The 23,059-nt window shown below is 54.2% G+C and carries 21 protein-coding genes and 1 riboswitch; of the genes, 9 read left to right on the forward strand and 12 right to left on the reverse strand.

The genetic code is table 11. From position 1 onward, the window contains the following. Window positions 1-47: 47 nt before the first annotated feature. The 5 genes from C173_RS34845 to C173_RS04575 form a co-directional block, all read right to left on the reverse strand. Window positions 48-515, reverse strand: coding sequence for a hypothetical protein (locus C173_RS34845; RefSeq protein ID WP_235191768.1), 468 nt, complete (start codon window positions 513-515; stop codon window positions 48-50). Between the two features lie 67 nt (window positions 516-582). Then, window positions 583-1,125 carry a DinB family protein gene (locus C173_RS04560; protein WP_036723075.1) on the reverse strand — a complete coding sequence of 181 codons (543 nt, stop codon included), beginning with the start codon at window positions 1,123-1,125 and terminating at the stop codon, window positions 583-585. Between the two features lie 94 nt (window positions 1,126-1,219). Further along, a complete protein-coding gene (locus C173_RS04565) occupies window positions 1,220-2,167 on the reverse strand; it encodes a helix-turn-helix transcriptional regulator (RefSeq protein WP_036722853.1) in 948 nt (315 codons plus the stop codon). Between the two features lie 34 nt (window positions 2,168-2,201). Continuing rightward, window positions 2,202-3,578, reverse strand: coding sequence for an amino acid permease (locus C173_RS04570; RefSeq protein WP_036722854.1), 1,377 nt, complete (start codon window positions 3,576-3,578; stop codon window positions 2,202-2,204). Between the two features lie 143 nt (window positions 3,579-3,721). Then, a riboswitch (glycine riboswitch) is annotated at window positions 3,722-3,801 on the reverse strand. 163 nt (window positions 3,802-3,964) lie between these two features. Continuing rightward, window positions 3,965-4,924 (reverse strand): DUF5643 domain-containing protein, encoded by a 960-nt coding sequence (locus C173_RS04575; RefSeq protein WP_036722855.1) that lies wholly within the window; start codon window positions 4,922-4,924, stop codon window positions 3,965-3,967. A gap of 220 nt (window positions 4,925-5,144) precedes the next feature. Here C173_RS04575 and C173_RS04580 point away from each other — a divergent pair, with 220 nt between their 5' ends. The 5 genes from C173_RS04580 (at window position 5,145) to C173_RS04600 (ending at window position 12,251) form a co-directional block, all read left to right on the forward strand. After that, window positions 5,145-6,098 (forward strand): ABC transporter permease, encoded by a 954-nt coding sequence (locus C173_RS04580; RefSeq protein ID WP_051477819.1) that lies wholly within the window; start codon window positions 5,145-5,147, stop codon window positions 6,096-6,098. Between the two features lie 15 nt (window positions 6,099-6,113). Next, on the forward strand, window positions 6,114-7,028 hold the full coding sequence (locus C173_RS04585; protein WP_036722857.1) for a carbohydrate ABC transporter permease: 915 nt from the start codon (window positions 6,114-6,116) through the stop codon (window positions 7,026-7,028). Between the two features lie 70 nt (window positions 7,029-7,098). Next, a complete protein-coding gene (locus C173_RS04590; RefSeq protein WP_036722858.1) occupies window positions 7,099-8,694 on the forward strand; it encodes an ABC transporter substrate-binding protein in 1,596 nt (531 codons plus the stop codon). Between the two features lie 188 nt (window positions 8,695-8,882). After that, window positions 8,883-10,619: a sensor histidine kinase gene (locus C173_RS32660; protein ID WP_162174663.1), complete on the forward strand. Its 1,737-nt coding sequence runs from the start codon at window positions 8,883-8,885 to the stop codon at window positions 10,617-10,619. Between the two features lie 6 nt (window positions 10,620-10,625). Next, window positions 10,626-12,251, forward strand: coding sequence for a response regulator (locus C173_RS04600; protein WP_036722860.1), 1,626 nt, complete (start codon window positions 10,626-10,628; stop codon window positions 12,249-12,251). A gap of 18 nt (window positions 12,252-12,269) precedes the next feature. Here the strand turns inward: C173_RS04600 and C173_RS34850 are convergent, their stop codons facing one another. The 4 genes from C173_RS34850 to C173_RS04615 all read right to left on the reverse strand — a co-directional run bounded on the left by C173_RS34850 (window position 12,270) and on the right by C173_RS04615 (window position 16,521). After that, a complete protein-coding gene (locus tag C173_RS34850) occupies window positions 12,270-12,551 on the reverse strand; it encodes a hypothetical protein (RefSeq protein ID WP_235191769.1) in 282 nt (93 codons plus the stop codon). A 194-nt stretch (window positions 12,552-12,745) separates the two neighbouring features. After that, window positions 12,746-14,170: an L-arabinose isomerase gene (gene araA, locus C173_RS04605; protein WP_036722863.1), complete on the reverse strand. Its 1,425-nt coding sequence runs from the start codon at window positions 14,168-14,170 to the stop codon at window positions 12,746-12,748. Window positions 14,171-14,208: 38 nt separating this feature from the next. After that, window positions 14,209-14,904 (reverse strand): L-ribulose-5-phosphate 4-epimerase, encoded by a 696-nt coding sequence (locus tag C173_RS04610; RefSeq protein WP_036722865.1) that lies wholly within the window; start codon window positions 14,902-14,904, stop codon window positions 14,209-14,211. 3 nt (window positions 14,905-14,907) lie between these two features. After that, window positions 14,908-16,521 (reverse strand): xylulokinase, encoded by a 1,614-nt coding sequence (locus C173_RS04615; RefSeq protein ID WP_036722867.1) that lies wholly within the window; start codon window positions 16,519-16,521, stop codon window positions 14,908-14,910. A 281-nt stretch (window positions 16,522-16,802) separates the two neighbouring features. On the opposite strand from C173_RS04615, the gene C173_RS04620 reads away from it, so the two are divergent. Beyond that, window positions 16,803-17,903, forward strand: coding sequence for a GntR family transcriptional regulator (locus tag C173_RS04620; RefSeq protein ID WP_036723078.1), 1,101 nt, complete (start codon window positions 16,803-16,805; stop codon window positions 17,901-17,903). A gap of 114 nt (window positions 17,904-18,017) precedes the next feature. Here the strand turns inward: C173_RS04620 and C173_RS04625 are convergent, their stop codons facing one another. The 3 genes from C173_RS04625 to C173_RS04635 form a co-directional block, all read right to left on the reverse strand. Further along, window positions 18,018-18,743 (reverse strand): hypothetical protein, encoded by a 726-nt coding sequence (locus C173_RS04625; protein ID WP_036722869.1) that lies wholly within the window; start codon window positions 18,741-18,743, stop codon window positions 18,018-18,020. Window positions 18,744-18,859: 116 nt separating this feature from the next. Next, on the reverse strand, window positions 18,860-20,233 hold the full coding sequence (locus C173_RS04630; protein WP_235191770.1) for a sensor histidine kinase: 1,374 nt from the start codon (window positions 20,231-20,233) through the stop codon (window positions 18,860-18,862). 23 nt (window positions 20,234-20,256) lie between these two features. Next, on the reverse strand, window positions 20,257-20,955 hold the full coding sequence (locus C173_RS04635; protein WP_036722870.1) for a response regulator transcription factor: 699 nt from the start codon (window positions 20,953-20,955) through the stop codon (window positions 20,257-20,259). Window positions 20,956-21,231: 276 nt separating this feature from the next. Here C173_RS04635 and C173_RS04640 point away from each other — a divergent pair, with 276 nt between their 5' ends. The 3 genes from C173_RS04640 to C173_RS04650 all read left to right on the forward strand — a co-directional run bounded on the left by C173_RS04640 (window position 21,232) and on the right by C173_RS04650 (window position 23,059). After that, window positions 21,232-21,489 carry a GlsB/YeaQ/YmgE family stress response membrane protein gene (locus tag C173_RS04640; RefSeq protein WP_036722871.1) on the forward strand — a complete coding sequence of 86 codons (258 nt, stop codon included), beginning with the start codon at window positions 21,232-21,234 and terminating at the stop codon, window positions 21,487-21,489. A 132-nt stretch (window positions 21,490-21,621) separates the two neighbouring features. Further along, on the forward strand, window positions 21,622-22,338 hold the full coding sequence (locus tag C173_RS04645; RefSeq protein ID WP_036722872.1) for a lantibiotic protection ABC transporter ATP-binding protein: 717 nt from the start codon (window positions 21,622-21,624) through the stop codon (window positions 22,336-22,338). Continuing rightward, a complete protein-coding gene (locus C173_RS04650; protein ID WP_036722873.1) occupies window positions 22,331-23,059 on the forward strand; it encodes a lantibiotic immunity ABC transporter MutE/EpiE family permease subunit in 729 nt (242 codons plus the stop codon). Before C173_RS04645 ends, C173_RS04650 begins: the two co-directional genes overlap by 8 nt.

Genomic DNA, 23,059 nt, shown 5'->3' on the forward strand with positions numbered 1-23,059 from the left:
TTTGCGACAAACCTCCTTTATTCAAAAATGAATAATTAAAAATTGATTTATAAGCACAGCATCAGCCTGACGGGTGAAGGAAGCGGGTGCTTCAAGCAGCACCCACATTTTCTTCGCCTACCTGCAGGCGTGACCATTGTGGGCGGTTTTTCGACCACATCTGGCTCGCGCGCCCTCGAAGTGACCAGTGTGGTCGGTTTTTCGACCACATTTGGCCCACGCGCCATCGGCGCGACCATTGTGGTCGGTTTTTCGACCACATTTGGTCTGCGCGCCCTCGAAGTGACCAGTGTGGTCGGTTTTTCGACCACATTTGGTCTGCGCGCCCTCGAAGTGACCAGTGTGGTCGGTTTTTCGACCACATCTGGTCCGCGCGCCATCGGCGTGACCATTGTGGTCGGTTTTTCGACCACATTTGACCCGCGCGCCATCGGCGTGACCAGTGTGGGCGGTTTTTCGACCACATTGGGCCCGCGCACTCTCAACGTGCCAAGTGTGGGCGGTTTTTCAACCAAAAAAGCCGGAACCCGTCAGTCTATTGCTGACAGGCTTCGGCTTTCCTTCGCTCATTGCGGCTTAACTCTATTGTACTCCTGCCCCTATTGCATCCTTCAACCGGTCCAGTTGAAGCAAGTGGTGGCGGTAGTGCATCTCGATCAGCAGATACCATTCTGCTGCAGTCAAGGGGCCGAAGCGGGGATGAGGGACAGTGCTGTGCTCAGGTGCCTGCGCAAGCTTCGGCAGGGTCTCCCGCATACGGTCCATCACGGTGTGCAGACCCTGGATCAACTGCTCCTTGCTCTCCGGCTGTACCGGCGTGTACTGCGGTGACGGCGGAACATGAACGCGTACAGGCGGGAAGCTGCCCCCGGCAAAAATCGCTTTACCCTCCGGGGTCATCTCTGCTTCATTCCCCGCCGCTTCCCCGTTCCCGGCCAGACACTGATCGATATTACGGAGCTGCATGTACAGCGCCGATTGTATCAAATGCTGGACCATCTGCCCGAGAGACCACTCTCCCTCGGCAGGCTGCCGCAGCAGCTGCTCCATACTGAAGATATCTAATTCCATAAGATAGTGATGGGCAGTCTTCTCAAACTGCTGTAAGGCTTCTGTTGTCTTCATATTCTTATTCATATTCATATTCATAATATTCAGGCAGCTCCTTTATTCTTAAGGTCTGTTCTGAATATACACAACCTCTCCTGACAACGTTATGTCAGTAGCGTTCCAGCATTCTCGCCGCTTCCTCCCGCACAAGCCTCCGCAACGCTTCCGGCTCCAGGACAACCGCCCCCGCTCCCCAGCCAAGCACCCATTGCAGCAGGTCCTCGGGCTGGCGCACACGGAAGATCATATGCCTGCCATCTGCCCGGTCCTCCACTGCCTCCAGATAAAAGTTACCCGATTCAGCCGCCTTGCCCGCGATCTCCGGCTGAACCAAAATGCACACACGTACATGGCGGTCATCCTCCGGCTGGTACTCGTGCAGATCGAAATCCGCAGGCGCTTCGAACCGGTCATCCAGAATGGTAAGCTCACTCATTCTGGATAAGCGGAAATGACGGATCTCCTGCCGCAGTCCGCACCAGGCCACCAGGGTCCATGCGCCTCTGTTCAAGACAAGTCCATACGGCGAGGCGGTTCGGACACTGCGGTGACTTCCGTCAGCTTCCTGTCTGCCCTTTGTATACCCAAAGCCGATCTTCCGCTGCTCCAGAATCGCGCGTCGGATCTGCTCCATGTACTCCTTCTCCTGTCCTTGCAGCTTATCTTTACTGGTATTCAGCAGCAGGATGCTCTGGCGGAGCCGGGCGGCATTCTCCTTGACATCCTCCGGCAGAACCGCTTCAATCTTCCTCCCTGCTGCGGAGGCCTGGTTACCATACTGAGTGTCGAACCGCTGCTCCACGAAATCCGTCCCGATCAGCAGGGTCACTGCCTCCTCGGCGGTGAAGCTGACCGGAGGCAGGAAATACCCTTTTACCAGTGAATATCCCTGACCCGTAGCGCCTACCACCGGCACTCCGGCTTCACTAAGCGCCTGGATATCGCGGTAGATGGTTCTTACGCTAGTCTCGAAGACGGACGCCAGATCCTCTGCCCGTACGACCCCTTTGCGCTGCAGCTCCAGTACGATAGCTAACATGCGGTCTGTCTTGTTCATGCGGCGGCTGCACCCTCTTCATCCTGAAATCAGTTTATGTATTGATTATACTGATTTCCTGATCACTTTTCTCCTTACGGCTTCTAATGGAATACAGAACGAACAGCAGGATGAACCAGAGCGGGGTGAACAGCAGCGCCGGACGGGTCTCGGCAGCAAAGAGCATGATCACAAGAATGGCGGCGAACAGCGTCAGGACGGCATAGTTAATTACCGGGGTGAACGGCGCTTTAAATTTGGAAGCGGCATGTAAGTCCGGGCGGTTCCTTTTATACTTGATATGGCAGACCAGCACAACGCCCCAGACCCAGATGAAGCAAATGGCGCTGATCGTAGTCACGATGCCGAAGGCCTGACCCGGAATAAGCTTGCTGAGCAGTGCCCCGGCAGAGATCACCAGCGTGGAGAGGAATAAGGAATTCGCAGGCACATGATTCCGGTTCAGCTTGCCAAGCTGAGGCGAGGCCTGATTCCGTCTGCTCAGATTGTAGAGAATCCGGCTGGTCGAGAACATCCCGCTGTTGCAGGCGGAGGCTGCCGAGGTTAAGACCACGAAATTGATAATCCCCGCAGCAACCGGAATCCCGACCAGACTGAAGGTGCGCACGAACGGACTTTCAGCTGCGCTAAGCTGGGTCCAGGGATTAATGCACAGCAGCACGAAGAGCGCGCCGACATAGAAGAAGAGAATCCGCAGCGGAATTTTGTTGATCGCGGACGGGATGTTTTTCTCCGGATTAGCCGTCTCCGCTGCCGATACCCCCACCAGCTCCACGCCGACATAGGCGAATACCACCATCTGAAAAGAGAACAGGAAGCCCTTCACCCCGTTCGGGAACACGCCCCCGTGCTCCCAGAGATTGCTGACCGACACTGAGCCTGCATCTGTCTTGAACTGGGTCACAAGCAGGACAATCCCCAGGCCAATCAGAGCCAGAATCGTAACCACCTTGATCAGAGCAAACCAGAATTCGAGTTCGCCGAAGCTTTTGACCGTGAGCAGATTGAGTCCGAGCAGAATGATCAGGCAGATCACGGCCGGTACCCACTGCGGAATATCGAACCAGTACTGCACATAGACGCCCACCGCAATCACATCGGCCATCGCCGTCATAATCCAGCAGAACCAGTAGGTCCAGCCCGTAATGAAGGCCGCGCGCGGCCCCAGGTAGTCTTCCGCAATATCGGTAAAAGACTGATACCCCGCCTTCGAGAGCAGCAGCTCCCCGAGCGCACGCATCACGAAGAATACCGCCAGCCCCACGATCAGATACGTGAGCATGATGGAGGGCCCGGCCTGCTGAATGGCTTTGCCCGATCCCAGGAATAAACCTGTGCCAATCGTACCTCCGATAGCGATAAGCTGGACGTGCCGGTTTGCCAGCTCTCTTTTTAATTCTGTCTGTACCATACCTGTTTCCCCCTTAGTGTATATGACGCTGTCCTGCCGGGTAACGCAAAAAGGAGACTGGATATCATCCAATCTCCCGGTTCATAAGAAGTTCCAAATAAGCTTCTGCAGCAGCGGCTAATCCGCACGGCAAAAAACAAATTCGGTACTCTTCTGTCCTTTTGCCTGAGATTGTGAACCCTTCGGCGCTGCGGTTCCCCGCAGTCTCTCCAGAAGCTGCTCCTGCTGTAGTGTGATCCACAGCAATCATAGCTTGCTAATATTTAATTTTATGAAGCTGGCTTCATGTAAATATTTTTCAATTCTATGCACAGTCCAGACTTCTGTCAATATCATTTGTTACTCTCGTGGTCATCGCCGGGTGTCCTGCACTGCTTCATTGCACGTTATTTAACCGTAATTTTGGTTTCCAGGTCTTTATAATAAGTTTTAGCCCATTGGCCCTGCTTGTCTTTGAACATCTTCCCGCTGGCATCTTTGGAATACGTAAAAGGCTTAACGCTAATGGACTTCGGAACGGCTGGGAATGCACTATAGTTCTGTTCCTCGGTACCGCTTGTTTTAACCTTCTCAAACGGCTTGCCCCACGGCGAGACCACATTCCCCTTCTCATCCACAAGATCATATAGCATTCTTTCCGGGTTGTTCACTTTGGACTTGGCCGCTGCCGGAACTTCCCCCTTAAAGGTCACCTGCAGAGACATCGTTAACGCGGTCATCTGGAAGGAATTCACCGTATAATTGAATTTGTTGTTCTTCTTGGAGACGCCCGGCTTCAGGCTTAACAGGGTCCCCAGCTTGTTCACTTGAACTTTGAAAATAAACGGCTCCTTCACCCCGTTGGCGTATGCCTTCAGCGTCAGGTCGAATTTGTCCGGGATTTGCTGCTTCATCGCTCCCTTACTCAAATAGATCAAGGCTGTGTCCGTATCTTCCAAATTGGGAATGATGGAAGTATCAAACAGCAGCTTTTTCCCATTGATCAACACGTCCACATTCCTGGTCTGGTCCATGAAAGAACCGTTCTTGCCCACCGTCCCTCCCTCCTGCCGAATGCCTGCGACAAGCTCATTACTGTCATAGATCAGATCGGTTAGAGTCAGGGTCACCCCTTCCTGGGTCACGGCCTGATTCGGGGCAGCAGCAAGCCCTTTCTGGAAAATAGCCTTCAGAGTGGCGTTGTCGCTGATCGCAAACACGCTGCCAGCCTTAGCATCCTTATTGACATTGACTGCCGCCGCTACGGGTACAGTGAATCCCCCGCCGACAACTGTCCCTCCGAGTACAGCCGTTACTGCTGTTGCTATCATTGCTTTCTTCATCGTATTTAAGCTGATCGTGTACATAGTTTCTCTCCTTTGCTGATTAAGAATATACAGGTATAACGTTCCCTTGCTTCTATTTTGTGACAGGAGCGCAGAATAACATCTTACTTGCACAAAGTCATTTTTGAATAAACAGGGTCATTTGCAAGAGAGAATTCGGTTCATCCGCTCTACTATAATAAATTCATCCAGAACAAGTAGAGTGAGGTTAGAACTTATGGCAAATCCCGCACCACAAGCTATGAACACCAAGCTAGCGACACCGCCCCAGGGCCGTTTCGGCCGTCTGCTGCACAATATCGTGCGATACCGGGTGCTGCTGCTGATGCTGCTGCCCACCTCGATTATCTTTTTCATCAACTGCTATATTCCGATGTTCGGATTATTCATTGCCTTCAAGAACATCAACTACATTGACGGCATTATGGGCAGTCCTTGGGCCGGGCTCGACAACTTCCGGTTCCTGTTCGCCACCTCTGACGCCCTGCGCGTGACCATCAACACCGTAGGGTACAATGTGGTCTTCATTATCTCAGGACTCATCCTCTCGGTCTCACTGGCCATTGCGATCAATGAGGTGCGTAACAAGCTGGCTTCGAAGTTCTTCCAGACCGTCATGATTATGCCGAACTTCCTGTCCATGGTCGTGGTCAGCTTCATCGTCTATGCCTTCCTGCACCCGGAGTACGGCTTCCTGGTCAAGCATATTCTGCCAATGTTCGGCTACTCTTCAGTGAATGCCTATATGCATCCTAACGCATGGCCTTACATTCTGTGGATCACCAAAATGTGGCACTCCATCGGGATCGGCAGCGTCATCTACCTTGCAGCCATCACCGGCATCAGCGAAGAGCTGTACGAAGCCGCGGTGATGGACGGCGCCAGCAAATGGCAGCAGATCACCAAGATTACCCTGCCGCTGCTCACACCGATCATGGTCATTCTCACGATTCTTAACATGGGCGGCATCTTCCGCTCTGACTTCGGGCTGTTCTACCATGTGACCCTGGACTCCGGTGCGCTGCGCTCGACTACGGACGTCATCGACACCTATGTCTACCGGGGCCTGATCCAGCTCAACGATCTGGGGATGTCCTCAGCGGCGAACTTCTATCAATCGGTCGTCGGCTTCTTCCTGGTCATCGGCGCGAACGCTCTCGCCCGCAAGCTGAACCGCGATACGGCGCTTTTCTAGAAACGGAGGATTCTAATGACTACTGCATCCCGAAGCAACCCCTATACCAAAGGCTCCACTACCGCCCAGATTATTCTGAATGTGTTCTTCATCGCCTTCAGCCTGGCATGTATTCTGCCGATCCTACTCATTGTCGCCATCTCCTTAACCAACGAGAAGGCCTTGACGCTGCAGGGTTACAAATTCTGGCCCGATCATATCGACGCATCCGCGTACCAATATCTGTTCAAGCATTCGGAGACACTGGTTAAGGCGTATGGCGTCAGCCTGACCGTTACCATTATCGGGACTGTTTTGGCCGTGCTGCTGATTGCGCTATATGCGTACCCGCTTTACCGGAAGGATTTTCCCTTCAAAAAAACATTCAACTTCTACCTGCTGATCACCATGCTGTTCTCGGGAGGGCTTGTTCCCTTCTATCTGCTGTACGTGAACTATCTCGATCTGAAGGACTCGCTGGTTGCACTGATCCTGCCCGGCCTGTCCAATGCCTTCTATATCTTCATCACCCGTACCTTCTTCCAGCAGACGATTCCGGAGGAGATGATTGAATCCGGCAAGCTTGACGGGGCCTCGGAATGGAGGATATTCTTCCAGCTTGTGCTTCCGATCTCCCTGCCTGTTCTGGCTACGATCGGTCTGTTCACTACGCTGATGTATTGGAATGACTGGTTCAACTCCATGCTATTCATTAATGACACCGACAAGTTCTCCCTGCAATACGTCATGATTCAGATGATCCGCCAGGCGGAATTCTTCAAAACCCAGCTTGCCGGCAGCGGTGTCGCCCTGATGGTACAGGAATCCGTTCCGACCGAAAGTCTGCGGATGGCTATGGTCGTGCTGTCGATTGGTCCGATTCTGTTCATCTATCCGTTCTTCCAGAAGTACTTCACCAAGGGCCTTACTATTGGTGCGATCAAGGGTTAAGCTGTCTAGCTCTGGCGTAAATGCCGGTTAGAATATATGATCTAATTATCATTCGAGGAGGTTCATACAAATGAGAACAACAAGAAGCTCAGGCACGGTGCTTGCCGCTCTGACTGCCGTGATACTGGGCATTACCGGATGCGGCGGGGGCAATTCAGGTGCATCCGCCCCGTCCAAGGCAGAATCGACAGCAGCAGCCGCAACAGCAGGCACGGAAGGCAGCACGAATCCTGATACCTCAACGTTCCGGAAGCTGAAAGTTTACACGGTCGGGAATTTCCCGCAGAATGATACCAAGGCAGTTGTAGATGAGATCAACAAGTATCTCAAAGAGAAAATCAACGCCGAGATTGACTTCCAGGGACTCCCTTGGTCCTCCTGGGCCGAGAAGATGGCACTGGCTTACCAGTCCGGTGAACAGGTTGATCTGACCTTCGCCCCCAACTGGGCCGACTTCGCCAATAACGTAGCCAAGGGCGCGTTCCTCCCGCTGGATGATCTGTTAGCCAAATATGGACAAGGCATCAAGGAGACCCTTGATCCCCGCTTCCTTGACGGCGGAACCGTAGACGGCAAAATCTATGCGATTCCTACCAATAAGGAAATTGGTGAGAGCCATACCATTATGTTCCGCAAGGATCTGGTAGATAAATACGGCTTCGATGTGAACTCGATTGAGACGCTGGAGGATCTGGAGCCATGGCTGCAGACGATCAAGGAGAAGGAACCGGCTATTGCGCCGATCTGGCTCTCCGGCAGCGGCTCCGATACCCTGGGCTACTTCGACAAGACCAGAGAGAGCATGAAGGAGAACTTCCGTTATGAGCTGGTGGCCGGCGCTCCTGCCGGAATCGTACTGGATACCAAGACTGATAAGATGGTGATCAGCTCGATGGAGTCCGACACCGCAATCTACCGGATGAAGCTCTACGGCGACTGGTTCAGCAAAGGCTACATCAATAAAGATGCCGCAACGACCAAAACCAGTACTGAAGACGCTTTCAAGGCCGGTAAGACCTGGATGAAATTCGGTTCAGACAAACCGGATTCCGACAAGGAAGATTCCATCGCTACCGGCATTGAGCTGGTGAAGCTGAAGGGGAATGAACCCGAGATCAGTACAGCCAGCGTCAGCAACTCCATGATGGCCATCGGACGCACCTCGATTGATCCCGAGCGGACCATGATGTTGCTGAACCTTCTGCATACCGACCCGGTGCTGGTCAATCTCATTGACTTCGGTGTAGAAGGACGGCAATATGTGAAGGTGGAAGGCAAAGAGAACTTCATCAAGCTGCCTGACGGCATTGCTACCCGTGCCGATACCGGCTGGGCGCCGGGCATTGAATGGATGTTCGGTAACCAGACCATAACCTATCTGTGGGAAGGCGAAAGCGCCGACAAGTGGGAGAAATTCAAGGCTTATAACGAGAGCGCCCATAAGGTGAAGTCCTTCGGCTTCAACTTCAATACCGACGCTGTCAAAACACAGGTCTCCGTGGTCAGCAACATTATCAAGGAATTCCGCCCGCTGCTGGAAACGGGCAGCCTGGGTGTAGATAAGGTGCTTACGGAGTACAATAAGAAGCTTAAGGCTAACGGCATTGAAGAGATCCGCGCCGAGGTTCAGAAGCAATACGATGCCTGGAAGGCCAAACAATCCTAAACAAACAAGAGAAAACGACTATGCCGTCCTTTTAAGGACGGCACCCGTTTCAGCGAGAAATATAAGGATAAGTTGTCGTGTGGAACATACAAATTCTTATATTTTAAGCTAAGGGGAAGGACGGCTGCCGTCCTTCCCCTTTCCTGCCGCTCAGCGTGTAAATGTACCTAAGGATAAGGGGGAAGACTGTGAAACTATCATTGCGATTCAAAGTGAGTGCCCTTGTCCTGCTGCTGGTCACGCCGCTGTTCCTCTTTCTCTCCTACACCAATCTCTATTCCACCAACATTGTCCGGGAGAAGGTTGCGAAGTCCGCTTCGGACACGTTGACCCTGCACTTAGGTACACTCGATGAGCTGCTGGAGCAGACCAGCCATTATCTGCTGCGTACGGCCAATGAAAACATGCTGCTGGAGCTCTATTCGGACAGCGGGCCCGACAGCGTCAATTATTATCTGTCCATCCGCAAGCTAATGGACCAGTGGTACAGCGATGTCAGCTACTACACCATTATCCGCAGTGTCTTCGTCTACCATCAGGACCGGGATGAACTCTTCCTGAGCAGCCAGAGAGAGTATTACCAGGAGAAGGAGATGATTGCCTCCGGGCTGTCTTCACACCTCAAGACCCCTAATCTCCAGGCCTCCCTGAAGTGGGAGACCGTGACCCTCGGCGGAGAGCCGGTGTTATTCAAGGTGCTGCCGGACAAGAGTGGCCGGCTTCTCATGGGGGTACTGGTCAGCATCGATTCTCTGGCCCAGCCCCTGACCCAGCTGGAGTCTACCGGGGGCAGCGGACAGGTCGGCATGATCGACAATGACGGTAAATTACTCTGGGGCCAGTTCGCCAGTGAAGATCTTGCGCTCATCCGCAGCCGGCTTAATCAGCCCAACCCTCGTGCGGATGCCTCGATTCGCCTGAGTAACGGTAATTCGTATCTGCTGATTGACAAGCCATCCCAATATTCCAATCTGAATGTCTTTTTCCTGCTCGACGAGAAATCCATTCTGGACGAGCTGCCGATCTTCCAGCAGATCATCAAGGTGATTCCCTTCGTCATTATCCTCGTAATGGTTATCCTGTTGGCTCTGCTTAGCAGACTAGTGTTCAAGCCTATCCAGCAATTGACCAGCGGGATGCGCATCTTGGGGAAGGGACAGCTGGAATACCGGCTGAAGGATGGCAACAGCAGAGAGTTCCAGATCATTACGAAGCAATTCAACCAGATGGCGGAGCAGATCGGCAATCTCAAGATTGATGTGTATGAGGAGCAGATGAAGGTGCAGCAGGCCGAGCTGAAGCATCTCCAGGCGCAGATCAATCCGCATTTTTTCATGAATTCCTTGAATATCGTCTTTCATCTGGTGGAGCTGAAGCAATATGCCTTGATCAAAAAGATGATCGGACATCTGGTCTCCCACTTCCGGTTCATCATGAATACCAACGACGCCTGGCTTCCGCTGCGCAGCGAGCTGGGTCATATTCAGAACTATATTGAGATCCAGATGGTTATGTATCCGAACAAGCTGTCTTATGAGGTGCTGCTTCCGCAGGAGCTGGAGTCTACGCTGATTCCGCCGCTGCTGATCCAGCCCTTCGTCGAGAATGCCATCAAGCATGGCTTCATCAACAATTCGAAGCCCTTCAATGTCGGCATCATAGTCAGTGAAGAAGCCGGAGAGAGCGGCGATTCCTGCATTGCCATTCAGATCCGCGATTCCGGGCCGGGCTTCTCCGCGGCTCAGCTCGACAGGCTCAATCATGGCGTATATGAGCGCAAGCCGACAGACCGCCATCTGGGCATATGGAACGTATACAGACGCATGCTAATGTTCTATAACAACCGGGCACGGCTTACCTTCCACAATGCTCCAGACGGAGGCGCGGTTGTGGAAATTAGACTACCCGTTCAAAAGGAGCTGTGACGTTCAATGTACAGAGTTCTAATCGTTGACGACCAATACTTCGCCTTGCTCGGCCTCCAGCAGGGGGTGGATTGGAGCGCGCTTAGCGTGTCAGATGTCTGTCTGGCGGAGAACGTAGACCAGGCGATTGCCGTTCTTGAGCAGCAGCCTGTAGACCTGCTGATCTGCGATATCGAAATGCCGGGCAGAAGCGGCCTGGAGCTGCTGGCCTGGGTGAAGCAATCCGCTCCCGGTACGCTGACGATTATGCTGACCTGCCATGCCGATTTCGAGTATGCCCAGCGCGCGATTTACCATGGTGCCTTCCATTATCTGCTCAAGCCGGTAGACTATGAGGAATTGATGAAAATCTCCCGTGAGGCGCTATTCGAGATCAGCAAGCAGAGAGAGCAGCAGCAGTTCGAGGCCCTGATCCAGAAGTACCGGAGACAGTGGGAGCATCAGCTCCCCCTGCTGGTGGAACGGTTCTGGCAGGATATTCTCAGCCAGCGGGCAGCGCCCGTGCTGGAATCGCTCACCCTTCCGGCGAACACCTACAATCTGGATCTGCAGCCTGGAGACCGGTACTTCCTCGCTCTGCTGGGGTTGGAGCAGTGGAAGGAGAACCTTAGCGCACGGGATGAGACGATTATGGAATATGCACTGCGCAACATGGCCGATGAGCTGCTGCTAAGCGGGCTGGAAGGCACTGTGCTGCAGGATCAGGTCGGCCATAATCTGGCGGTCATCTACGTGCGTGGCGATATGAACGCCGTCCGGCATACGCTGGAGCAGAATGGCCGCACCTTCCTGGATACCTGCGGACGGCTGCTGCATTGCTCCCTCTCGATCTACATCAGCGCGGGTGTCCCTCTGTCTGGAATCATGAGCGCTTACACGGATGTCACGGAGCGGGAACAACGCAACCTGAATCGTTCGCGTCAGGTGTTCGGACCGGAGGATCAGGCATATAGCCGAGATCAGCCGCTTGCGCCGGTGCCTCAGGCAGCGCCTATGCATATCTTCGGAGAGTGGGCAACCCTCCTGGAGCTTGGCGAGCTGGAGGAGTTGGAGCGCCGCGTGACGCTGTGGTTCTCGGGCATTGAGCCCGGCCGCTGGACAAGTGAGCTGCACCGCCAGCTTATCCACGGCATCCTGTTCATTGTACACACCGTTCTCGCCAAAAAAGGCTTATCCGCACACGCCTCAGCGGAGCTGAAGCCCTTGATGGATAAGGAGAATTATCCGAAGCAGTCCGCTTCGCTCCAGCATTGGGCGCTGGAATGCCTGCGAGCCGTAATGCACTTATTGCAGACCAGCAATAACGTATCCTCGGCCACAGTCACCAAGATCAGGCAGTATATCCGCTCCCGCTTGAGCGAAGAGATCACCCGCGACGAACTCGCGGCTTATGTCTACTTGAACCCGGCCTACTTGTCGCGGCTGTTCAAGAAGGAGACCGGGCTGTCAATCTCCGATGTGATTATTCAGGAACGGCTGCAGAAGGCCAAGCAGCTGCTGGAGGAGACAGAGCTGAAGATCACCGATATCGCCGAGCAGGTCGGATACACCAGCCTCGGCAGCTTCTCCAACCTGTTCAAACGGATCGTCGGGGCCACACCGCAGCAATACCGTGCGCGGAATAAGAAGTGAGCGGAGCAGGCGGGGACGTTAGGGACACCAGGGGCACTGGTCCACGCGCCCCCCATCCGCCGCATTGTAATCGGTTTTTCGATTACATTTGGTCCGCGAGCGCCCATCCGCCACATTGTAATCGGTTTTTCGATTACATTTGGTCCGCGAGCGCCCATCCGCCGCATTGTAATCGGTTTTTCGATTACATTTGGTCCGCGCGCTCCCATCCGCCGCATTGTAATCGGTTTTTCGATTACATTTGGTCCGCGCGCCCCCATCCGCCGCATTGTAATCGGTTTTTCGACTACATTGGGCCATCTACCGTCGCAGCAGCAAATTGTGTTCAGTTTTTCGCATACATCTTTCTCACGCTTCCCGGCGGGGCAGGCAGATGTCTTTTGCATACCGGCGCCGCGCCCGCCATACCTGCCGAACAAAAAGAGCGAGAGGGCTATATGCCCCTTCGCTCTTCTTCACATGCTGCTCGCGCTTCCCTTAACAAGTTACTCTAATTACTTAATAATTACATATTCCAGGCCAACCAGCTTCGCATAGGTAACGATCTGATCGGTGGTCAGGTTCAGCGATACAACGGTGTGGTGTCCGCCGCCGTTCTCGATCCAGGCTCTGACTCCGTCCTGGAAGTTAGGCTTCACCTGCCACAGTACACGGGCTACCGGCAGATTCGGAGCCGGAACGGTAGGTTCGAAGGCGGTAACTTCGTTGATCAGCAGCTTGTAATGAGTGCCGAAGTCGGCCATCGATACCACGACACCTTCGCCTGCCTTGCCGTCGAAGACGAGGCGGGCCGGGTCTTCACGGTCGCCGATCCCCAGCGGGGAGACAATGATCTTCGGCTGGTTGCTAGCCAGGCTCGGATCAACCTCCAGCATGTGGGACTGGAGAATCGCTTCCTGTCCAGCAGCCATTTCGTAAGTGTAATCCTCCATGAACCCGGTGTTCAGGTTGTGGCTCATCACCTTCATCAGGCGGTCCAGGGCCGCAGTCTTCCAGTCCCCTTCACCGGCGAAGCCGTAGCCTTGGGCCATCAGGCGCTGAACAGCCAGACCCGGAAGCTGCTTCATGCCGTGCAGGTCCTCGAAGTTAGAGGTGAAGGCATTGTAGCCGCCTGCATCCAAGAAGCGCTTAAGGGCAATCTCGTAGCTCGCCTGCACCTTCACACTGGCTTCCCAATCTTCCTTGCTGTACGTGCCATAATCAACGGTATACAGCTTGGTATATTCTGCGAACAGGGCATCGATCTCTTCCTGCTTCACTTCATTCACATAAGCGACCAGATCGCCGATGCCGAAGTAGTCTACGGTCCAGCCGAACTGAATCTGGGCTTCTACCTTGTCGCCTTCGGTAACGCCGACGTTGCGCATGTTGTCGCCGAAACGGGCAACCTTGATGTTGAAGCTTTCGTTATATGCTACGGCAACATCCATCCACTCGGCAATCTGCTTCTGGACTTCCGGACGTTCCCAGTATCCTACAACGACCTTATTCTGCTTCTTTAGGCGGGCATTGATGAAGCCATACTCACGGTCGCCATGGGCAGCCTGGTTCAGGTTCATGAAGTCCATGTCAATCGTTGCCCAAGGGATGCTCTCATTGTACTGGGTAGCCAGATGCAGCAGCGGCTTCTGCAGCAGCTTCGTGCCGCGAATCCACATTTTGGCCGGGGAGAAGGTGTGCATCCAGGTGATTACACCGGCAACCTCATCACGATAGTTCACTTCTTTCATGATGGAGGTGATTTTGTCTGCGCTAACGGCCAGATCCTGCAATACCAGCGGATAAGGAAGCACCCCGCTGTTGTTGAGCGCATCAGTCATTTCCTGGGCATGTGCCTTCACCTCACCCAGCGCTTCATCTCCATACAGGTGCTGCGATCCTACGACGAACCAGAATTGCTTGTCGCTTACTGTTGACATATCATTCATCCTCTTCTCTATTAGTTTGGTAAAAGTCGTTACTTCTGTCCGTAATACGCATCCTTGCCGTGCTTGCGCAGATAATGCTTGTCCAGAATCCGCTGCGGCAGCTCCTCGGCGAACGTATTCAGCTGGCGGGCGAAGTGGTTCATCTTAGATACTTCCTCCAGTACCACACTGTTCATTACAGCGGCGTGGGCATCCTTGCCCCATGTGAACGGCGCGTGGCCCTTCAGCAGAACGCCGGGAATCGCCATCACATCCAGCCCCCGCTGTTCAAAAGTCTCAATGATCACATGCCCGGTCTCTGCTTCATAACCGCGGTCAATCTCTTCCTGGGTCAGGAACCGGGTGCACGGTACAGAACCATAGAAGGTGTCTGCATGTGTCGTCCCCATAACCGGAACATCCAGTCCGGCCTGAGCCCAAATGGTTGCCCACGTGGAATGCGTATGCACGATGCCGCCGATCTCGGCATAATGCTTATAGAGTACAGCATGGGTCGCTGTATCCGAGGAAGGCCGCATCTCTCCCTCCACCACATTGCCATCGAAATCCACAACGACCATATCGCTCGGCTTCATCTTGTCATAGCTGACTCCGCTCGGCTTGATGACGAACAGACTGCTCGCCCGGTCCACCGCGCTCACATTGCCCCAGGTGTATTTGACCAGCCCGTGCTTAGGCAGCTCCAGATTGGCCTCGTACACCTCTTCCTTCAGTTGCTCCAGCATGTGTTAATTTCCTCCGTTCTCTACGAGATGATCTACAGCGGCCTGCTCAATCGCCAGACCCGCCGTGTAGCGTTCCATGAACAATTCAAAGCCCTTCACATCCGCCGCAACCGGATGAATGGTCTCGCCTTCGATATCCTTGAAGACCTTCTGGTCGAGGAAATCATCCAGACGCTCCTGCTGCGCTCTGTTCTTCATATAAGAAGCCAGAATCGCCATGCCCCACGCGCCGCCTTCTCCGGCTGTTGCCATCACGGAGACCGGAACATTCATCGCAGCAGCCACGATTCTCTGTCCGACAACAGGCGTTTTGAACAAGCCGCCGTGCGCCAGAATGCTGTCGATGGACACCTGCTCCTTCAAGGTCAGAATATCCATACCAATCTTCAGCGCGCCAAAAGCGGAGAACAGATGCGTCCGCATAAAGTTGCCCAGCGTGAACCGGCTCTCCGGTGAACGGACGAACAGCGGCCGTCCCTTCTCCAGCCCGGTGATGTTCTCACCCGAGAAATAGCCGTAGCTGAGCAGCCCGCCGCCATCGGCGTCCGCCTCCAGCGCTTTATTGAACAGAACACTGAAGAGCTGGGCCGGATCAGCCTTGAAGCCCATCGCCTCCGAGAATTCCCGGAACAAGCCGACCCAGGCATTGATATCGCTGGAGCAGTTGTTGGCATGCACCATCCCTACCGGACTGCCATCGGGGGTAGTCACCATGTCAATCTCAGGGTATACCGCTGTAAGGTCCTTCTCCAGCACGATCATGGCGAACACGGAGGTGCCTACAGAGATATTACCGGTCCGTTTGCGCACACTGTTCGTAGCGACCATTCCTGTTCCGGCATCGCCCTCTGGAGGACAGAGCGGAATGCCTGCCAGCAGGTCCCCGGACTCATCCAGCAGTCTCGCTCCGGCTTCCGTTAACACACCAGCCTGCTCGCCTGCTGCGTAGACCTTGGGCAGGAGATCACTCAGCCTCCAAGGGTAATTCTTAGCGGCAATCAGCTCATCGAACTGGCTGACCATGGCCGGATGGTAATTCTGCGAAGCTTCATCTATAGGGAAGACCCCGGAGGCATCGCCAATCCCGATCGCCTTGCTGCCGGTCAGCAGCCAATGGATGTATCCGCCCAGCGTCGTTACGAACGTTGCCTGCGGAACATGCTCTTCCCCGTTCAGAATCGCCTGATACAGGTGGGCAATGGTCCAGCGCTCCGGAATATTGAACTGGAACAGCTCTGTTAATTCCTTGGCCGCCGCACCGGTTGTAGCATTACGCCAGGTCCGGAACGGAACCAGCAGCTCGCCCGCGCTGTCAAAGGCCATATATCCGTGCATCATTGCTGAGAATCCGATCGAACCGACAGTAGTAAGCGTAACCCCGTATTTCTGTGCAACCTCCTGCTTCATCTCGCGGTAAGCCGCTTGCAGCCCCTTGATGATATCGGTGAGGGGATACGTCCAGTACCCGCCTTCCAGCAGGTTCTCCCACTCGTAGCTTCCGGATGCAACCGCCTCGAATCGCTGATCAATCAGGACGGCCTTGATACGTGTGGACCCAAATTCGATACCCAGTGATGTCTCTCCCTTAAGTATCGCTTGCTTGATGTTCTGATCCATGCCCACGTTACTCCTCTCTGAACCAAACTGTGTTACTTACGAATCTAAAGAATGCGCTTCCTTTATGAACAGGTTTAGTATATTTTTTGTTCGTACATTTGTCAACAATAGATATAAGATATACCTACAAATTTACCGGAAAATCACCCGTATTTTACGCAAATCATGATATATAGTAGACATCCGGGGATATAAAGCTTATATTCAAACTATAATATGTACGTACAACTACAATAATTTCTCCACTCCATATAAGAACAACTATGAAAGAAGTGACCCGTGTGCGAACCAAGTACCAGATCATATTCGATGAACTCAAAAGCAACATCCTGTCCGGCACCTACAGTGTAGGCGAGCAAATTCCTACGGAGTCGGCGCTGCAGGAGATGTACGGCGTCAGCCGCCAGACCGTGCGGAAGGCCATTCTGGAGCTATCCAATGAGGGGTTCCTGCGCAGCGAAAAGGGCTCGGGCACCTATGTCAGCCACCAGTTCCGGTCCAAATCCGGGAATGGCGCGGGCAAGCGGACCATCGGCGTAATAACCACTTACCTCTCCGATTATATTTTCCCGTCCATTATCCGGGGCATTGAAGGCAGGCTGAATGAAGACAATTATTCGCTGCTGCTTGCCAGCACCAATAACGATGTCGCCCAGGAGAAGAAAGCGCTGGAGATGATGCTGTCCTACGGGGTAGACGGGCTGATCATTGAGCCAACCAAGAGCAACCTGTACAATCCCAACATCGCTTACTACTTGTCGTTCAAGGAGCAGGACGTCCCGTTCATCATGATTAACGCTTATTATGAGGAGCTGGAGGTGCCGTTCTTCTGCCTGGATGACGTACAGTCGAGTTATCTGGCGACCCGGGAGCTGATTGCGAAGGGCCATACCCAGATCGGGATTATCGCCAAAATGGACGATCTCCAGGGCAAATACCGCATGAAGGGCTATATCAAGGCACTCGGCGAGGCCAAGCTGCGCTTCCACCCGGAGCAGGTCCTCTCCTTCGATACCGAATCGAAGCAGGCGCTGTCGGCCAATCTGGAGCAATTCCTGACAGATAACAGAGAGGTGCTGACCGCTATCGTCTGCTATAACGATGAAGTGGGCCTGGAAGTGGTCAAGGTGTGCCGCGAACTGGGGATCTCAATTCCTGGAGAGCTGTCGATTATCGGGCAGGACAATTCCTATATCGCCAAGAATGCAGGGATCAAGCTGACGACGCTGACCCACCCGCAGGAGAGAATGGGCCGTGACGCCGCCGAATGGGTCATTAAGAAGCTTCAGGGTAAAAAAGATCTGAAGAACAGCAACTACTATCTGCCCGAGCTGGTAGAGGGGGAGACGGTGCGGGTGCTGGAGCCGGCTCCAGTGGAATAGGAAGTCCGCCCGGGAATAGGCAGACAAAAGACAAACAGCCCTGACCGCGTCATGACCGTTACAGGCCGTGAAGCGGCAGGGCTGTTCAGTATTCTGCTGATTCAGGGGACTGATTTAGTCCAGCAGAGTAGAGATGCTTATGCTTTCAATCTTAGCGCCCTTGACGTGGAACAGCATATAATCCACATAGTTGCTTGGGGCGAACCGGAAGTCATCCTCTTCCTCAGGTGCACCGTCTCCGGTCAGCTTGCCTTCGGGATAGGCTTTTTTGAGCGTATCCAGGCTGTCTCCGACCTTGATATTACGGACCGTAGTGTACTTCGGATCAGTGATCTTCATGTTGAAGATGTAGAACCGCTTGCCGTCACCCGAATCAATGGTCTTAATCTCAAGGCCCGGGAAGGTATACGTGTTCTCTGTTCTGCCGATCAGGGTATCCATATTTTTACCGTCATCCAAGGAATAAGTGTGCGATTTCTTCGCCGTTGCCTTGCCAAGCATACTCTCCAGCTTAGCATCATCCACAATGTCAGAGAGGGCAATAGTCTGGTCCTTATAGACAAAAGCCAGCTCCTTCAGAACCACATTCCCTTCCTTCTCAATGGTTCCCTCCTTGATTGCCTCCGGGCTGCCCGCTGAAGCCGCAGGGGTTGGCTCGGCCGTAGCAGCTTCAGTCGCCGCAGGGGTAGCCTCCGGTGCCGCCGTGGCCACCGCTTCAGTTGTAGGTTCTGCCGAAGGAGTGGCCGCCGGAGCGGCCGAATCGGATTGGCATCCGGCCAGAAGTGTCATTAATAATACTGCGGGCAGCAGCAGCGCTGCCGGTTTTTTAAATGTTCCCATAAGTAATCCCTCCATGAATGTACGCGATGGACGCGTTGTTTGTTTGGTATGAGGTTAGTATACGAAAAGCATTTATTAGTGTAATAACAGAGTTGTATCAGTCTTGTAACGCCTGTTCACAGGAGCGGCAGACGGATGTAGACCGTGGTTCCCGCGCCGAGCTGGCTCTCTATATCCAGATGCCCGCCGAACTTCTCAGCGATCTCCTTACAGATGGACAGCCCCAGCCCCGTTCCGCCTGCCCCGCCTGCATTGCTTGCCCGGTAGAACCGCTCCTGCACACGGGTAAGCTCATCCGCGCTGATTCCAATGCCCTGATCGCTGATCCGCACGACAGCTTCCTGCTCCCGGACCAAAGTTTCAATGCTTACCCGGGTACCGGGACCGGAGTATTTGATCGCGTTGTCCAGCACATTCGCGATGGCATGGGACATCAGCACCTGATTGACATTGACGAAGGCCGGCGGCCCCTGCCGGATCGTAAGCTCTATCCCCTTACTGTCAGCCTTGGCCCGCATTCCGGCGGCTACCCCCGTAGCCAGCTGTGCCAGGTCCGTCTTCTCGGCATCGATTCCATCCTGCCCTGCCTTATCGAAGCGCGACAGCATGAGCAGCTCATTGACCAGCCGGGTCAGGCGGTCCGATTCATTCACCAGATGGAAGTAGATCCGCTGCAGCTCCTCATCCTCGTCCTCGCCTTCGTACAAATATTGAGAGAACCCCTTGATCGCAGCAAGCGGCGTTTTCAGCTCATGGGATACGTTCGAGACAAACTGCTTCTGATACTGGATATAGTCGCTGAGCTGAATGCCCATCCGGTTCAGGCCCGCAGCCAGCATGCCCAGCTCATCCTTCCGATTCAGGTGAACCTCGCGGAACTGCTGCTTGGAGAAGCTCTCCGTAGCACCCAGCAGATATTTAATCGGCTTCGTCGTATTCCGGGCAATGAACAGACTGGAGAGCGTAATCAGAATAATGAATCCCCCTGCACCGGCGAACAGGATATAGCGGATCTGGTCCATCATCGTATAGAAATAAGAGACATCCTCCACGAACTCGTACACATAGCTATTCTGATAATACTTGTCTTGGATCGGAACCGCGAAGTACAGCAGATGATCCTCGGAGACCGTATACGCATAATTGCCCTTAAGGGCATTCTGGATATTCCCGGGGAAAATGACAGGGGTCTTGTTATTGATCACAATCCCGTCAACGGCGAGTCCCAGCAGCTTCTGGCTGCTGTCGTAGATGCGCACCTCCTTGACGGAGGCTTTTAACGTCTCCAGCGCGCTTCTCGCCACCGCCTCCATCTGCCCCGCATCTACCTCCTGTTCGTGCCTGGAGAGCACCTCCCTGAAGGACATCTCGCCAAGATCGGCCTTCTCCATCATTTGCTTCTCTATGGTTACGAAGCTGAAATAGTCAATCGCCTTATTAACCGAAATAATGATAACGGCAAAGGACAGCACCGAGAACAGCAAATACATTAGCACCAGCCGGGTCGCGTATTTCAGGCGGAGCCACCTCCCAGCTGATAACCGAAGCCGTAGACGGTGCGGATATATTTCGGATTCTCGGCATCATCCTCCAGCTTCTTTCTTAAGCGCATGATCGTCATATCCACGCTGCGGCTGTCGCCCATGAAGTCATAGCCCCAGACAATCTCCAGCAGCTCATCCCGGGTATAGATTTTGTCCGGGCGCTTCAGCAGGGTCTCCAGAATCCGGAATTCCTTGGCTGTCAGAGCCACCGGAACGCCGCCTTTCTGCACCACCCGGGTCTCCAGATCGAAGGTCAGCTCCTCATGAGTGATCCGGGTATCTTCAGCTTCTGCGGGCAGACCGCTGTTCTGGGCTCTCCGGAGCACCACCTTGATCCGCGCCAGCAGCTCCCGGTTATCGAACGGCTTGGTCATGTAATCCTCTGCCCCCAGCTCAAGCCCCAGCACCTTATCGATAATCTCATTCTTGGCCGACAGCATAATGACGGGAACGGCCTGCCGCTTGGTGATCTCCTTACACAGGTCATAGCCCGAGCAATCGGGCAGCATCAGATCCAGTACCACCAGGTCCGGCTGAAAAGCATCCAAGGCCGTAAGTCCCGCACTCCCGTTCTCCGCTGTCCGCACCTCATAATTCTCTCTGCGGAGCACAAGCTCGATCAGATCTCTAAGGGCAGCTTCATCATCGATTACGAGAATTTTGTTCATCCGATCCCTCCTCCTATACTTAATATTAACACTGGCAGCGCACGTTAATCTCTCTGCGGTGCAGATCACCTGTTATCATTGCCCGTGAACCCGTCGCCAGCATATTGTGTTCGGTTTCTCGCCTACATTCGGTCCGCGCACCCTGGTGTAGCCGGAGCCTTTGCTGTTTCCGGACCGCTAGCTATATCCTTTCCAAAAATAAACCTTCGGCAGGCGGTTCACCTATCGCATTTTCCAACATACCTTGAATAAACCAACTAGAAAGGGGACAAATCAATGTATCTGCTCTGGGTAATCATCGTAGGGGGACTCATCGGCTGGCTAAGCGGCAATCTAATCGGGCGTGATGTTCCGGGAGGCGTACTGGGCAATGTAATCGCCGGGTTCATCGGTTCCTGGCTGGGCTCTGAGCTGCTTGGTCCAAGAGGCCCTGTAGTAGGTGGCTTCCACATTGTTCCGGCCATTATCGGCTCCATCGTTGCGCTATTGATCTTCTTTGCCCTGGCCCGCGGCGGCGCCTTCCGGCGTCGTTAATCCTTCCCGCCGGCTGCTGCAAAGTCAACACAGAGCCCCTCCTGTTCAACCAGGCAGGGGCTCTGCCATGTCATCCTTACAGAATCCTTAGAATCTGCCCTTAGAGTATAGGGAGAGAAAGGATGATATACTATGCAGGAACATATTCTGGAAATACAGGATCTATGTAAAAGCTTCAAACGCCAGACAGCCGTAAACAACGTATCGTTAACTGTTGCACGCAATTCGGTCTACGGGCTGCTCGGTCCGAACGGTGCAGGCAAATCGACCCTGCTCAAAATGATTACCGGCATGCTGCGGCCCGATTCCGGGACAATCCGCTTCCAGGGCCAGGAATGGACCCGGAAGGACTTAAGCCGGATCGGCGTATTAATTGAAGCACCTCCGCTGTACGATAATCTGACCGCCCGGGAGAATCTGAAGGTACGCACGCTGGCCCTCGGACTGCCGCAGTCGCGTATCGAAGAGGTGCTTGCCGTTGTCGATCTGACCGCAACCGGGAAGAAGCGGGCCGGACAATTCTCCATGGGGATGAAGCAGCGGCTCGGCATCGCCATTGCGCTCCTCAACCAGCCGGAGCTGCTGATTCTGGACGAGCCGACGAACGGGCTGGACCCGATCGGGATTCAGGAGCTGCGGGAGCTGATTCGCTCCTTCCCGGAGCAGGGAATCACCGTCATCTTGTCCAGCCACCTGCTCTCCGAGGTGGAGCAGACAGCCGACCATATTGGCATCATCGCGGGCGGCGTACTGGGCTATCAGGGTCCAATCTCCCCGGACCAGGACCTGGAGGCGTTGTTCATGCAGGTTGCTGCGGCCCACCGGAGGGACGGTGCGGTTCATGCTTAATGTCATACAAGCCGAACGCCTGAAATGGCGGCGGACCTTCATTCCCAAGCTGACTTGGCTTGCCCCGGCGGTTGCGCTTCTGCTGTGTGCGGTGCTCATGGGCGGCAGCCTGTTCCAGAGCGGCTCCTACAACTGGTGGTATACCCTGTTCCTGCCCGGTGCGCTGAGCCTGGCCTGTTCGCTGGCGCTGCTCAAGGATGCCAAGCTGAAATACCGCAGCCTGCTGGCCCTGCCCTTTACACCAGGTACGCTCTGGACCAGCAAAATCCTTGCCTGCACCGGTTGGCTGCTCACTACTCTAGCCGTGTTCCTGACCGGCGTTACAGCCGGTAGCTTGCTGTTCGGACAGATGATTACACTGCCAAGCAGTCTGGCAGGCAGCGCGCTGATCTTCCTCACCTTCCTGTGGCAGATTCCGCTGTGCCTGTTCCTGGCTGCCCGGCTCGGATTATTCGCAGCCATCCTGCTGAACCTGTTCGGTACTATTCTAGGTGTAGTTCAATTCGACAAGGGCGGCTTATGGGATTACATTCCTTATACAATTACCGCAAGGCTCATGTGTCCGGTGCTGTCCATCCTGCCGAACGGCCTGCCGGTCCCGGCGGACAGCCCGCTGCGCAGCACAGATATGATTCTTCCCGGTACCTTGGTCTCCCTCGGATGGTTCGCCCTTCTGTTCCTGCTGACCACCTTATGGTTCCGTAGACAGGAGGCGAAGTAG

The sequence above is a fragment of the Paenibacillus sp. FSL R7-277 genome (genome assembly GCF_000517965.1).
GTDB lineage: Bacteria > Bacillota > Bacilli > Paenibacillales > Paenibacillaceae > Paenibacillus_AQ > Paenibacillus_AQ silagei.

Excerpts from the sequence above, each read along its gene's own strand:
- C173_RS04650 (WP_036722873.1), top strand. The coding sequence starts at position 22,331 with ATGCTTAATGTCATACAAGCCGAACGCCTGAAATGGCGGCGGACCTTC.
- C173_RS04610 (WP_036722865.1), bottom strand. The coding sequence starts at position 14,904 with ATGCTGGAGCAACTGAAGGAAGAGGTGTACGAGGCCAATCTGGAGCTG.
- C173_RS04635 (WP_036722870.1), bottom strand. The coding sequence starts at position 20,955 with ATGAACAAAATTCTCGTAATCGATGATGAAGCTGCCCTTAGAGATCTG.
- C173_RS04645 (WP_036722872.1), top strand. The coding sequence starts at position 21,622 with ATGCAGGAACATATTCTGGAAATACAGGATCTATGTAAAAGCTTCAAA.
- C173_RS04585 (WP_036722857.1), top strand. The coding sequence starts at position 6,114 with ATGACTACTGCATCCCGAAGCAACCCCTATACCAAAGGCTCCACTACC.
- araA (WP_036722863.1), bottom strand. The coding sequence starts at position 14,170 with ATGTCAACAGTAAGCGACAAGCAATTCTGGTTCGTCGTAGGATCGCAG.
- C173_RS04600 (WP_036722860.1), top strand. The coding sequence starts at position 10,626 with ATGTACAGAGTTCTAATCGTTGACGACCAATACTTCGCCTTGCTCGGC.
- C173_RS34850 (WP_235191769.1), bottom strand. The coding sequence starts at position 12,551 with ATGGCCCAATGTAGTCGAAAAACCGATTACAATGCGGCGGATGGGGGC.
- C173_RS04590 (WP_036722858.1), top strand. The coding sequence starts at position 7,099 with ATGAGAACAACAAGAAGCTCAGGCACGGTGCTTGCCGCTCTGACTGCC.
- C173_RS04640 (WP_036722871.1), top strand. The coding sequence starts at position 21,232 with ATGTATCTGCTCTGGGTAATCATCGTAGGGGGACTCATCGGCTGGCTA.
- C173_RS04580 (WP_051477819.1), top strand. The coding sequence starts at position 5,145 with ATGAACACCAAGCTAGCGACACCGCCCCAGGGCCGTTTCGGCCGTCTG.
- C173_RS04625 (WP_036722869.1), bottom strand. The coding sequence starts at position 18,743 with ATGGGAACATTTAAAAAACCGGCAGCGCTGCTGCTGCCCGCAGTATTA.
- C173_RS04570 (WP_036722854.1), bottom strand. The coding sequence starts at position 3,578 with ATGGTACAGACAGAATTAAAAAGAGAGCTGGCAAACCGGCACGTCCAG.
- C173_RS04565 (WP_036722853.1), bottom strand. The coding sequence starts at position 2,167 with ATGAACAAGACAGACCGCATGTTAGCTATCGTACTGGAGCTGCAGCGC.
- C173_RS04615 (WP_036722867.1), bottom strand. The coding sequence starts at position 16,521 with ATGGATCAGAACATCAAGCAAGCGATACTTAAGGGAGAGACATCACTG.
- C173_RS04630 (WP_235191770.1), bottom strand. The coding sequence starts at position 20,233 with ATGTATTTGCTGTTCTCGGTGCTGTCCTTTGCCGTTATCATTATTTCG.
- C173_RS04575 (WP_036722855.1), bottom strand. The coding sequence starts at position 4,924 with ATGTACACGATCAGCTTAAATACGATGAAGAAAGCAATGATAGCAACA.
- C173_RS04560 (WP_036723075.1), bottom strand. The coding sequence starts at position 1,125 with ATGAAGACAACAGAAGCCTTACAGCAGTTTGAGAAGACTGCCCATCAC.